Origin of the sequence: Nostoc sp. UHCC 0251, from assembly GCF_034932245.1 — a bacterium.
Taxonomy (GTDB): domain Bacteria; phylum Cyanobacteriota; class Cyanobacteriia; order Cyanobacteriales; family Nostocaceae; genus Nostoc.
In genome coordinates, this window is sequence record NZ_JAYGHD010000287.1 from 13,460 (window position 1) to 27,145 (window position 13,686).

Genomic DNA, 13,686 nt, shown 5'->3' on the forward strand with positions numbered 1-13,686 from the left:
TGAAAAGTTATAAGTTGAGTAAAAATCTCTCAGGTTATAAATAATTATCTAGGTTTAAACTAATACTAGTGTATGAATTATTGTTGACAATTTGGCGAGATTTCTGGTTAATCTTTTTCAGAAATCATTTAGGATCTCTATAGGTTCAAAATTTTTTCGTAAACCGTTGCTACCTGTTCTGCTGTATTTTGCCAGGAAAACAACTTGGCTCTCGCAAGTCCTTTCTCAATTGAGTTCTTATAAAGAGTGGGGTTTTTATAAAGCTCAATAACTGCATCTGCGATCGCTTGCGGACAATTGGGATCAATCATGATCCCCGCATCTCCTACGACTTCTGGCAAAGACGAAACATTAGAAGTAATCACAGGAGTGCCACAGGCCATTGCTTCTACAACTGTCAATCCAAATCCTTCATATAAAGAGGGAGCTAAAAGTACATCGGCAGCATTGTAAATTTGTACTAGTTTGGCTTTATCTGGATTACCGAAATCGCAAATATATGGCTCTAGATGATGCTCTCGAATAAAAGCTTTTTGCTCTTGAGTAAAGTTACCTCCTGTTCGCCATAAGCATATTGGGAATCCCTGTTCTTTTAAATTTTTTAATACTCGTAGGATTGTCAAAATGTTTTTGCGTTGATGGGTGCTACCAACATTCAGCAAACAAAAAGTGTCAGGCGATCGCTGGCACTGCTCACGAATCTTGGCAACCTCTGCATCAGGTAGTACACGAAATTCTGGATTTATCCCATTTGGGGCAACAGTAATTTGCTCTGACTTGATATTTAGAATCCGATTTACATCTTTAGCTGTATTTCTAGAAACTGTAATTACATGATCAGCTTTTTCCATTCCACCCACGGAATATTTCCACATAGCCATACTCAATGCAGGTAGACGTGACTGATCTCGCAAAATTTCTGGGTAGATAAACTGTACCAAGTCATGACAGGTGACAACTACGGGCTTGTTAGCTCGATGCAGTCCATAGGCGATATGAGCATCACTTTGATCAATTACATGAAAAATATCTGCCTCTAATCGAGATACAGCGAGAGGATGCCGCCAAAAAGTTTCATAGTATTTTTTAATGCCCAAGCCTGATAGATAGAGTTTATCAGGGCTATTCCAGGCAATGGGAGCAATTTCGGCAATTTCCCAATTTGGTCGCACCTTCCTTAATTCTGCTATTAGGTTGTCAGCATAGACCTCTAGACTAAACGTAGATCCTGGTACTCGTCGCACAATCATTACTCGCATCTCATATGTCCCAATAAATTGATTTTATATCCCTACAATTACTTAAATCATGCTTATTTCTGTTTAAGAATTAGCTTGAATAGCCTGATCTAGAATAGAGGCAGTTTTGGCAAGAGAACGCTCTATGTAATGACTTTCAAATGTAGAATTATCAGAGTGAATATTTAATGCTAAAGCTTGCTGTAAAGCTATTTCTAAATCCGTCTCATCTTGATAAACTACTCCAACTTTTGCTGGATAGTTAACTTGGCTACTCATAAAAGGAAAGTCGGGACATACTACATAAGTTTGTACACCAATTGCATCTGCCGCAACACCACTACACCTGTAAAAATACTTTGATTTTTCATAATTCAATACAACAACGTCACAGGCTGATAAAGCAGCCATATAGGCATCATTAGTAGATGTATCAATCAATTTTATTCCCTGCAAATCCATATCCTCAAAACATGAAAAATTATCAGTGCCAATAATTAATAAAATATCTAATTTTTTAGCAATTTTTAAAATTAAATCAAGGGTATTAGAAAAATTTTTCCCTCGTCTTGATTCTCCAATAATACCAACTTTTTTCTTTCCGATTTCCTCAGTATTAAACCAATCTGATTTATTGGCAATATTTACACTGCTTACAACAGAGTGAGGTAATGAAATATGTCTTTTTAAATCTTGTTTTTCATAACCTAAATCCATTAGGACAGAAGAGGTCTCAAGTATAATAAATTTGTATCCTAGATAGTGATATATTTTAAGCATCAAATTCATGAATGGGTTTTCATAAGCTTGTTGGATATTATGATTATTTACTAAATAAACATTTTTAGTCCAAAAAGAAACTAAAAAGGAGAAAAATAGAAATTCTGTTGAGAAAGAATATACTATGACTGCATCTTTATCTTTGGCTTTATTTATTTTTCTCCCCAAATCAATATGATTTATGACTAATGTAATGACTTTAAAAAAAGTTCGCAGCAAAACATTATTAATCTTTGGAAAGAGGTTAGGTGCATTTCCTGTAATAATGCAGATATTATTTTTTGAAAGCTTGGCAGATTCAATTAGCATTAATTCTAAATTATTTCGCATATGTAACTACTCCCTTAAAAATAGATAAAAAAAATCGCAAAGTTCATTTTATTGCTAATTGTGATTGTTGGGATTGATCATTAAAGTACAATAAACAGATCAACTACATAGTGACCAGTATTAAATAAAGGGACAAAAAATTTCATTAAAAAACTAATTGACTCTAGCTTTTCTATATTAAATTGAAGTGTGATATGGTGAATTACTATATATAAAGTAGCTAAACCTTTTAGTGAATCAATATAGATTAGATGTGATATGGATGAATTATTTTTTATCATATTTGCACGTCGTATTGAGGAAATATTTATGTAATGATCAACAGAAATATCAGAAATAGTGATTAATTTATTTAGCAATAATAAGTATGAAGTCTCATCAAAGTATTACGGAGTAAGTATTCTACATATTTTCAATATGTCTCTAAAAGCCTTGCTAGACAATGCTTTTATTATTTGCTCATACCTTCTCTTTTATCTTCTTCAAATGGTCTGCTAGCCTTAAAGCAAACGACACAATCATAAATGTGGAATTAGCTTGCCCGGAAGTTACAAAAATAGAACTACTGACAACAAACAAATTATCCAAACTATGAACGTTGCAGTTAGTTCCTACAACACCATCCTTAGGGTGTTCTGACATTCGAGTTGTCCCAACTTGATGAAATCCATCTCCAGCTTGCTCCCAGACACTAGATTCAGGATCATTTGTCACATACTTTAAATAACCACAGTTATGCTCTCTGAGGTACTGATCCCAATATTTATGAGCTTGAACCACACCATCGATGTCTTGCTGTGTGAACTGAAGATTGATATTCAACCTTCGCATTCTTAGTGCATCCCTTTCATCGGATAGGGTTACGACGCTATTGGGATTGGGTATCTGCTCACTGTGATAGTGAAAAGGATATTCATTAGCAGCACTATAGACAAATAATGCTGGAATTTTTCTTTTGGCAATATATCGCCCATAGCCAAAACGAGGAACAAAAGTCAGTGCTTGGCCAAAGTCCTTCAAGACATTTATGATATGCGCCCGATAGATCCCCTGCTCCTCTTTTCCAATGGCGGCTTTTCGCATCGCCGTTGAGGTCAAGTAATTTCTCAGTACAGGCATACTCAATGCTAGGTAGGCAGAAGACAAGATGCTATTTTGATGAGATGGATCGCCAAACTTGGGAGAGCCTAACCAAGCCACAATGTTTGGAAGTTGCTTCTCATGTAAAAACTCACGGGTAAAGGAGAAGCGGCGGCGCAAATAGATTTTATCTGAATCTCGATCAAATCCAAAAACAGTATCCTTGGGAGGTGTCGTGAAATGTATAAGGGCGATGTCTCCTGAAAGATGCCCCATGTAGAATTTTCCTAACATACCACTATGGTTGCCGATGCCACCTGGATGCTTGCGATCAGAGGCAAGTAGTAGACGAGTAGTATTCAATGCACCACCTGCTAGCACATATTTTTGACATTTCACATGAATAGTCTTTCCTCCTAAGGTCTTTCCATGCAGTAACTCAACTTGATTACCTTGCTCATTAGTTTCAATTTCAGTGCAAGTTAAGCCATAAAGTAGTTTGATTTTTTTAGATTGCTGCAAATCATGAAAATATTCTTTACCAAAGTTGGTAGGGAGAGACCATCTTTCTAGGGTTGAGGTAAGAGCTTCTGCATCAGGTAACCCTGGAACAATCGATTTTTGATGAATGTTGGAGATATTTTTGATATTAAATTCTGACTTGCCGCAAAAGAAATAGTCACATGCTCTTTGAAAGTAACCTGCGATCGCCTCATAGGTAACGGGCCAATCAGAATTCTGAATATATGGTCGCTTATCAAAATCTACAGGATCGTAAGGTAGACAACGCCCACCCCAAATGATCGATGTCCCACCCAATTGCCTACGAGTACATTCCGACATGGGTGCATGGAATTTGCGATCAAAATGGCTGGCTTCACCGAGATTTTGGATCTCTTCCGAGAAATTTAAACGTCCACTCTCTATGAGAGCAACGTCATATCCGGCTTTAGCCAACTCTAAGGCTAAAACAATACCAGCAGGACCTGAGCCAACTACCGCAATATCCGACCTGAAAGTAGTTTTGTTTTCAAGACTTTCTGCATCAATAAACATTTGTATGATTATACCTTTGGTTTAATATCCAGTTGTAAAATGTGCGGCACTAAGCACTCCACATCCTAACTCTAAAATCCTAATTTAAATAGCTATTGACCAATTTCGTCGATATAAAAAGTAAGCAACTAGCCACCAGAACAACAGAGTGACTAAGGCAAAGAGAAATCCGGCAGTTGTGGGATCAACCCAACTTAAGAAAATCTTTTTCTCCAACCAGTTATAGATGGATGGTGCATCAGTACCTACACCTACATGGCTTTTCTCGAAAAGTTTAATTACCAACTCCGAGCCGACATAAACAAAAATAGAGTTTAATCCTAAAACCTGTGCTGCATGACTCCAACGGTTTTGTTTCCGCACTTCAATCAACTCATAACAGGTTGCCAACAAAAGTAATGCAAGTCCAACAGTGAAGAGTACATAGGAGCTAGTCCATAGTTTTTTGTTGATTGGTAGCCAGAGGCTCCAAAGTTGTCCCAATACAATGCTGCTAAGACCAAACAGGACTAGTGTCATGCTTTGACTAGATGTACGAATTGCTTTAGTGACTACTTCGGCCTTGAGCCAAGCTCCCGTAAAATAGCCCATCAGAACAATGGCGATCGTACTCATCATCCCGAACCAACTCATTAAACCAAACGTACCAATTTCTTTGTGAGTCAGTACATCTGCTATTTTAGGCTCAGGAACAGGAAAAGCGGCATATGCTGCCCAGTATCCAATTAACAGCAGTGCTGCTATTCCCCACTGAGCTTTGCGAGGAAATTTGAGGACAATAAGAGCAGTAGCTAGATAGGATAAACTAATCCGTTGCAGTACTCCTGATATCTCAAGCTCACTCCACTCGTAAGTCCAAAAACCATTGATCATAAGTCCTAGGGCAAACAAGAAAACACTACGTCTTAGCAATCGCCAATATAATGCTCTTGTAGGTTTATTATCTTGGCTATATTTAGATAGAGAGAAAGCCATAGCCACACCGACGATGAACAAAAAGAAGGGAAACACCCAATCAGCTAAGGTGCAACCATTCCAATGTGAATGCTCTAGCCAGGGGTGTATTGATGGGGCAAGGCTAGCTATATTAACGAGGAGCATACCTGCAATTGTTATGCCACGAAAAGTATCTAGCGAATGCAAACGAATCGATTGTTTTGGAGGGGGCATAAATTAAAAGTTCCTAAGATACAATTTGAAAAGTCCATCTTGATATTTTCTGAGCAAATAAATTTATATTATTATTTTGAGGCTTCATAAACTAATTCCTTAGTAATTTCATTAGTAGAGGCTACTTTAGAATTAAAGTACTTACGGATGACCTCAATATTTTTCTCAACTTCGTGGTGAGAATAGCGAGGGTAAGTTGGTAAGTACAACAACTCTTTTTCTACTTTTTTGGAGTTGGGGCAATCGCGATAAAACTCCTCAAAACGAGGTGAATCAGCAGTACTAGTAAAATGTCCAGCAGCTATATCTCTTCCCTGCTCGAACATAAACCTGAGAAGATCCTCTCTGTGAGAATAGAGAACTGGGAACCAAAGGTAGGTGTGAGAGCCATCGGTACGCAGGGGTGGTAATATCAAACCATCAATATCTTTTAGCCCCTCGTAATAAATATGGGCATACTCGATTCTTGTTTTAATATCACGATCAACATTCTTAATCTTTGATAAGCCAAGGCTAGCCTGTAATGGGGTAAACTGAGATTTATAAATATCAGGAAGTTCTTTTGCAAGCTTGCTTTCCTGCGGTTTTCTACGAACTCTACTGTTAATAAATTCAACATTATTCAGGTAACTGAATCGCAGAATTGGGTAGATTAAAAGTTGAAAGAGAATAGGCAAACTAGCAATGTCATGTATCAAACCTTTCTTAACTTTTTGGGTGATACCGGGAAGGGGAGGATGGGAAAAGTCCTTTAACTCAGCATGAATCTTTTCCACCACATCTTGCCGATTAGAGACTACAACTCCTCCAAGCCATGTAGGTACATTTTTGTGCATTTCAAAACTAAATACACCAACATCGCCAATTGTTCCAACTGGTTTTCCTTGTTCTTTTACGCCAAATGACTGAGCGGCATCTTCGATCAACGGAATTTTAGAGCGATCGCAAATTTCTTTAATGTGGTGTGCTTCCGCAGCAAGCCCATGTAAATGAGTAATCAAGACTGCCCCAGTATTGGGATTAATTAGACGCTCTACTTCAACCGCAGAGATATTACAAGTCTGTTGATCAACATCGGCAAATATGGGGCGACCCCCAGCAAAAATCACCATGTTGATAACATCAACAATGGTATAAGGCGACAAAATTACTTCTTGTCCGGGCTTTATTAGTGCTTTGACGGCGAGGTATATACCAAGGCGACATTGATAAACACAAACTGCGTAATCAGTGCCAAATCTCTCGCAAAGTGCCTTCTCGAACAAGTCAATTTTTTTTCTGTCTGGCCATAATCTTCCAACTAGGATGTAATTCAAAAATGTGAGGTAGCTGTTCAGATTTGTATAAAGGCGATTTTTAGGATTAGGTCTAAAATTCAACATATGTCTATTTATTTACCTCTGAATATTGCTTTTATAGTCAATTCCTGCGTTCATAGTTTATAGCCCCAATAAATTGTTGCTATATCGCTAGATTTGAGTCATTTTGACCATCGAGTACACTTTGCCAAAGATTGACTAACCGTTTGGCAATTTTTTGATGGGAATACTGTTGATGCACTCTACTGATGCCATATTGGGCAACTTCTTTACGCCAAGTTGGTTCGCAAACTAGACGCTCTAAAATTGCTACCAATCCTGAAACATCATCTTCTTGAAATATCAGATCGGATCGCCCAATTACATTAGGAATTTCGCCGGAAGAGGAACCAACCACAGGAATTCCCATAGACATCGCTTCAATCAGAACATGACCAAATTGTTCTTTCCAAGTTGCGGTTGACCGAGAAGGTAATACTAATACATCAAACTGACTGAGTTCATCGGGAGCTTTGTTGTGGGGAACAGCACCTCGCCAGAGGATGCGATCACCAATTTGGAGATTTTCTGCTAGTTTTCTCAGTGCGACTTCTTCAGATCCAGAACCACAAAGAATAATTTGACTGTTGATACCGCGATCGCGTAGTTGAGCAACAGCACTAAAAATCAGATCAATTCCTTTACTTTGAGCTAATCGACCGAGAAAGCCCACCCGAAAAGTCGAGATATCAGAGGTGGAAAATTTTCTGAGTGGGGCAAAAAATTCTGGATCAACACCCATTTGGGGCATCACTTCTAATAAACCATGATAGTCCCACTTTCGCATGATATCGGCTCCGTCTTGGTTGCCTGGGATAATCGCACTGGCAGTATTAAGCACATACTGACAAATTTTCCACCGAGCTAGGGGCAATTGTCGTAATTGATTTTCCCATCCAAATATGACAATCGGTTTTCCTATGATCCGAGCTAAGATAGCCACTTCAAAAGCACAGATCGAAAATACTTCTTCCTCGACTTGGATAATATCGGGTTTAAAGTCTTTCAAGACTTTCCAGAGTACCCATGGGGCATAAAAATGTGCTCCAACTCTCCCCGGAAATAGGACGGGAGCGGAGTAGAGGTGTAGATTAGGATAAGGACACTCTAATGGTAATTTCCGATTCCATTCTAATGCTGTCCAATTACTAGGAGCAAGTAGTCCAACTTCTACACCTTCAACTTGAGCGATCGCATCTAGTTTGCCTTGATTAACCCCCACCACATAAGCATGGCTGATAAAAAGTACCCTCAACGAATCGCTAGAAGATTTTGGAGTAACTACGGGTAAGGGATGATTGGGAGTTTCTTTCATGTCCTAAACGCTCGATTTAATAGCTTTATTTGGTCAGCGCCCGAATTTTGTTAACACTCCAATCGATAAATTTTGGTCGATATTGGGGAGCATACAACCAAGCGATTGCGGGAGTAGCTAAAGGTAATGGTAGTAAACCTACCCAGAGAAACCATATGCTGTAAAATAGACGCTTTTGCCAGTTAAAGTCTGAATATTTCCAGAGTGAGCGAATGCCGTAGTAAATTAAATTGAATCTGCGATCGTCAGCGATCGGATGCTCTTGAGGATCAAGGCGCAACGAGATCATACGAGACCATAAACGTCCGATCGAGCGCTGATCTAGGTCAGATGGACAATCATAAGCAAATTCTTCCGCTTTCTGAGTTATTAAGCCAAAATTCTGTAGATCGTGGCGAACAAAACGCTGGAAGTGTTTCGCTGTAACAGTAGACAAAGCCCACTGATTTGAATTATGAATTCTATAGGCTCCTAAAGCCTCTTTGATCGCTGCTACATTGCCATAAAAAGGCACTTGAAATGATAAGTAATCATCGGCTGTAAGCTTGTAGGCATCGGGTATGGGGAACAACTTTTCTAAAACATGGCGATTTAAAGCATTACCACTTGTTGGGGTGCTTACATAACCACCTTTATCGAGAATGCTCTTCCAGACCTCACCTTGGGAAAGTGGTGATGTCCCTTGAGGCAATGAATAGCCTAGGGATCGTCCAATGATATCTACTACTTGCAAACGATAGTGAACTTTGGCAAGTTCTGGACTCCAAATCGAGACAATCCGCTCAACAGTGTGGGGAAATAAATAATCATCTGAATCTAAAAATATAATCATATCTCCTTTACTTTTGGCAAATCCACTATTGAAGGCTGCGGCCTGTTTGCCATTTGGTTGCAGGATAGGGAGGATGCGATCGGCATATCCAGCAATAATTTCACGAGAGTTATCAGTCGATCCATCATCAACTACAATGACTTCAATCTGAGGATATGTCTGATTTAAGGCACTATCGATTGCCTGGCTAAGAAAGCGATCGTAGTTATAATTGTTAATGATGATACTTACGATCAATTTTCGATCCATACTGTAATACACCTAAGTAATGAATGGCGGTTTATTCTCACTTAATTTATAGTATTGTCTCTAGTAAATGTTTAACTTCTAGTCCCGCGACTCTCCAATTCAGCCGCGACTCATATTCATTAAAAGCAGATAAAGCCAACTTTTTATAGTTCTCATAATTTGCAAATAAGTTAGTAATATAATCGCAGTAATCTGAAATATTGCCGTCTGGTGAAAATAGTTGTCCATTAATGCCATTACGAATCATGGTTGGTACACCACCTACAGTAGTAGACAAACAGGGTATTCCCAAGGAGTTTGCCTCAGCGAAGACTATTGGTGTGCAATCAGCAATCGTAGGTAACATGAGAAAATGAGACCCCGTAAGGAGTTGCTTGATTCGATCCTGACCTTCTTGGGTAGCTTTGTTGATAAAACCTAAAGGCTTAATAAAGTCAGGTAGTGGTAAATCAAGCATTGGCGGACAACCAACGATAGTTAATTCAGTTTTTAGCCCAGATTGATTTAACTTTTCCGCAACTTCATAAGCTATATTGCCTCCTTTTCTAATCCAATCGACTCCTAGAAACAACAGCTTACAGCAATCGTTTTTTCGGGATGAAATTACATCTTTAATCGTTGCTGAGTTAAAGGGACTATCTGTATTAGAACCAAAGGCAACAACTTTGACCCGCTTAGGATCTGCACCATAATCATTAATAGCAGATTGAGCAGCCCAGTCAGAGGAATAGATTGCTAGCTTACTTTTTTGTAGAGCCAGTTTTTCCATTTGATGCCAGTCTTGAATCACCTCTTCAGGCAAATTGCTATATTGAGGATAAAAGTTTTGGATATTAGCGAAAGTTCCATCTGCCCAAAACGCCATCGGGCGATCGCATTCTAAATAGGCAATAGGATTAACGGTGGCGCTAAAAACTATATCTGATTTAGTGGTGTTTATTTTTTTGGCAACCTGATTGGCATAATGCTTCAAAGTTAAAGAGTCAGCATCTTTTTGATAATTCTTCTGCTTAAATAAATCATAGTAATGACGTTTAAACTTGTGAATAGTTCTCGAAGTAACAGCATCTTGCAACGGACCGATATATTCTATGGAAATTGATTGATTTTTCAAGGACTGGGCAATATAGTACCCCGTTCCAGACCATTCATTAGACCCTTTTAAATTCCTAGCATCGTAAGTAGTAACATAAGCTAACTTCATAGCTTTTTGGTTTAAATGTGTTGAGAATAGCTTTATTGAAATAGCCAAAGAGGTTAATTTTATGGATTTTAGGTAGTGCAATAAAGTTAGTAGTTAAAAATTAGTCGTAAATTTATTGACACTCTAAACTAACGAGAAAAATGAGTAAAAAAACCATTAATCTAACTACAATTTTCTAATTTACCTAGAACAACTTCCTGATAACTGCCTGATTTAATAATTCGGCCTTGATCGAGTTGATAAATGCGATCGCAATGCTCAATAGTTGAAAGACGATGAGCAATGATGATAATTGTTTTAATACCGCTCAGAGATTTAGTTGCTTCTGTAATTAACATTTCAGTCTCATTATCTAGGGCTGCTGTAGCTTCATCAAATACCAAGATTTCTCTTTCATGATAAAGCACACGAGCAATACCGACACGTTGTCTTTGTCCCCCTGATAAAAGAACTCCTCTTTCTCCAACGACTGTTTTTATACCATCTGGAAGTTGATCGACTACTTCGTTAAGCTGTGCAAGCTCAAGAGCCTTTTGCAATCGAGTCTTATCGATTAAGTGATCTGGAACTCCGAATGCAACATTTCGCTCAAGTGTATCATCAGTCAAAAATATAGATTGAGGAACATAGCCAAGCATATTCTGCCAAGCACGCAAATCACCGTAAATAGAAACACCATCAACCTTTATATCCCCAGATTGAGGAATAAACAAACCTAGCAAAACATCCACCAAGGTTGTTTTTCCTGCACCAGACTTGCCAATTAATCCAATAGATTGTCCCTTGTCAATCTTTATTGAGACCTGATCTAATGATTTATTTAAACTGTCTGGATACTGAAAATTAACTTCATTTAAAACTATTTTATCCTTAAATGATAAGAACGGTCTTTTATGGCTTAAAAGAGACTTTGAGTACTCTGAATTATCAGTGAATTTGACGGTGGATAAAACCTTCGTCTCCTCTATCTCCCTAAGATCAAAGAACAAACGATCAACAGCAAAGGTATTAGATCTCAAAGTGTTGATATTGCCAACCATGTTACTAACTGCTGGTAGAAGACGAATTGAAGCAAGTGCAAAAATTCCTAAAATGCCGGTCAAATTTTGTTCTTTCCCTTGGTTGATAGCGAGAAACAATAGTGTGAAGGTAATTAGGAAGGTCATCATAAACGCTTCAATTACAAAGCGTGGAAGATTGCCATAACTTTGACTCAATGTCCAATTTTCCGCATATCTGTGTGTCTGCTCTTCCATTTTTTGCTCAAAATAAGACTCACAACCAATTATACGAGTCTCCTTAAAGCTACCTAACCCGTGGTTTAGAATACAAATCATCTCGTTGCAAGCTTCCCATGCTTCTCTATTCCAGAAAAACAAGTATTTTTTCAACATCTTTATAGATACAAAAATAACAGGTAAAAGTATGGCAATAAGAATTAAAGCCATCGAGCTAGTATTGACTAGTAGTAAGATCAACGTTACGACAATAAACGCATTAGAAATAGAGGTTAATAGAGGCATCACTACACCAATACATACATTATCTGTCGTAGTGATAACGTTTTGAATTAGTGTTGCTGAATTAACTCGTAAATGAAAACTATAAGGAGCTTCGAGATAAGACTTTAAGAGCTTATAAGCTAATTCACCCTTTAATCTATAACCAAATTCAAATACTGATTTTTGTGCAATAAACGCAAAAAATGCTTTTACGTAGAAAGAAAAAAGGACTAACGCACCCAGAGCAATTAAAAAATTTTTTTCCGAGTCAAAATGTAACTGTGTGTAAGCTAAACTTAGCCAGTAGGATGTCTTAACTAAACCTGGGTTAGTTGCAACAGTGATGAACGGTCCAATAATTCCTGTTCCGAAAACTTCTAACCCAGAGATAAAAATGAATGTAACCATCACCAAAATCAGTGACTTGTGATGTTCTTTAGTCAGGTATAATAACTTAGGTAGAAATTGAGCCATAATGTTCAATCAAGATTTATTCGTGCTAAGAAAACATCTAAACTTAAAGTAGATTGCCAATAAAGTGGTCTTGGTAAAAAAATGAATAGTTGTAGAATTAACGTGCCAGCTTAAAACCTTAAAAGACAAATCCAAAAGCTGCTTATAACTTTGAAATCCGAAGCAAGAACGATAGTAGCCTTTGGCGCTCATTGAATCAAGATAAGAGAAAACGGGCTTTTTTCCGAGATCCACCAGCTTTAAATTCAAAAAATTATTCAATTCCGAAAAAAAATATTTAATTTCATCAAATCCTGTTTGATTTTTACGGCCAAACCAATTATTACTTCCATGCACTCGATACTTAGTTAGTGTATTGCTTGTTGAATAAACTGTGCCATATAGAGATGCGGCTTTAACCAAAAAAACATCTGCCGAAACTCTAATGCCCTCCTCAGGTAAGGGAAATACCTTGTTTGCCAGCGATTTTGTCATAGTGATTCCGCTGGTCTGCACTCCTAAGTAAGGAACAAATCGGTAATTGGCTGCAAATCGATAAACTTGCTCTGGCGTTGACACCTGGTTAAGCTGACCATCAAAAAATACAGGCTTGCCTCCCAGTTCAGACAGAAACCGCCACTCTCCTGGATCACTCAAAACTTCGTTTACAAGATCCACTTTTATAGGCACTTCATTTTGATCAATGACTTGTAAAAAATCATTCAATAAAATATATTTATTTCGCCAGCCTATCTCCGAGAATAGATTAACTATCGCCTCCACTTTTTGAGAACAGAAAATATCATCTGCATCTAAAAAACATAGAATACTACCTGAACTTACTTGAACCCCAGTATTAAGCGAGGATGCTTGACCTCCATTATTCTTCAGTACAGGAATAATGTGATCGCCATAACTTTCAATGATTTCTCGTGAGCGATCAGTAGAGCCATCATCTACTACTACTACTTCGATGTTTGAATAAGTCTGCTTTAAAGCACTATTGATCGCTATCTGGAGAAAGGATTCATAGTTGTAGTTATTGATAATGATGCTCACCAGAGGACAAGTTTCTAAGTTCATAATTTTCGACTTTTCTGGAGAATGTGGTAACCTCAT

General features: G+C 37.9%; 10 protein-coding genes. All 10 read right to left on the minus strand.

Annotation, left to right across the window (positions count from 1 at the left end):
- Nucleotides 1–137: 137 nt before the first annotated feature.
- Nucleotides 138–1,259 carry a glycosyltransferase family 1 protein gene (locus VB740_RS18830; protein WP_323201462.1) on the minus strand — a complete coding sequence of 374 codons (1,122 nt, stop codon included), beginning with the start codon at nucleotides 1,257–1,259 and terminating at the stop codon, nucleotides 138–140.
- A gap of 63 nt (nucleotides 1,260–1,322) precedes the next feature.
- Nucleotides 1,323–2,348, minus strand: a complete 1,026-nt coding sequence (locus VB740_RS18835; RefSeq protein WP_323201463.1) for a hypothetical protein — start codon at nucleotides 2,346–2,348, stop codon at nucleotides 1,323–1,325.
- A 459-nt stretch (nucleotides 2,349–2,807) separates the two neighbouring features.
- A complete protein-coding gene (locus tag VB740_RS18840; protein ID WP_323201464.1) occupies nucleotides 2,808–4,484 on the minus strand; it encodes an FAD-dependent oxidoreductase in 1,677 nt (558 codons plus the stop codon).
- 84 nt (nucleotides 4,485–4,568) lie between these two features.
- The gene (locus VB740_RS18845; protein ID WP_323201510.1) at nucleotides 4,569–5,633 is read right to left on the minus strand and encodes an acyltransferase family protein; all 1,065 of its coding nucleotides are present in this window, start codon (nucleotides 5,631–5,633) and stop codon (nucleotides 4,569–4,571) included.
- Nucleotides 5,634–5,725: 92 nt separating this feature from the next.
- Nucleotides 5,726–7,036, minus strand: coding sequence for a DegT/DnrJ/EryC1/StrS aminotransferase family protein (locus VB740_RS18850; protein ID WP_323201465.1), 1,311 nt, complete (start codon nucleotides 7,034–7,036; stop codon nucleotides 5,726–5,728).
- A gap of 79 nt (nucleotides 7,037–7,115) precedes the next feature.
- Nucleotides 7,116–8,327 carry a glycosyltransferase gene (locus tag VB740_RS18855; RefSeq protein ID WP_323201466.1) on the minus strand — a complete coding sequence of 404 codons (1,212 nt, stop codon included), beginning with the start codon at nucleotides 8,325–8,327 and terminating at the stop codon, nucleotides 7,116–7,118.
- 25 nt (nucleotides 8,328–8,352) lie between these two features.
- Nucleotides 8,353–9,408 carry a glycosyltransferase gene (locus tag VB740_RS18860; RefSeq protein WP_323201467.1) on the minus strand — a complete coding sequence of 352 codons (1,056 nt, stop codon included), beginning with the start codon at nucleotides 9,406–9,408 and terminating at the stop codon, nucleotides 8,353–8,355.
- Nucleotides 9,409–9,454: 46 nt separating this feature from the next.
- Nucleotides 9,455–10,612, minus strand: coding sequence for a glycosyltransferase family 4 protein (locus VB740_RS18865; RefSeq protein WP_323201468.1), 1,158 nt, complete (start codon nucleotides 10,610–10,612; stop codon nucleotides 9,455–9,457).
- 161 nt (nucleotides 10,613–10,773) lie between these two features.
- On the minus strand, nucleotides 10,774–12,588 hold the full coding sequence (locus tag VB740_RS18870; protein WP_323201469.1) for an ABC transporter ATP-binding protein: 1,815 nt from the start codon (nucleotides 12,586–12,588) through the stop codon (nucleotides 10,774–10,776).
- 9 nt (nucleotides 12,589–12,597) lie between these two features.
- Nucleotides 12,598–13,650 (minus strand): glycosyltransferase family A protein, encoded by a 1,053-nt coding sequence (locus tag VB740_RS18875; RefSeq protein ID WP_323201470.1) that lies wholly within the window; start codon nucleotides 13,648–13,650, stop codon nucleotides 12,598–12,600.
- Between the last annotated feature and the right edge of the window lie 36 nt (nucleotides 13,651–13,686).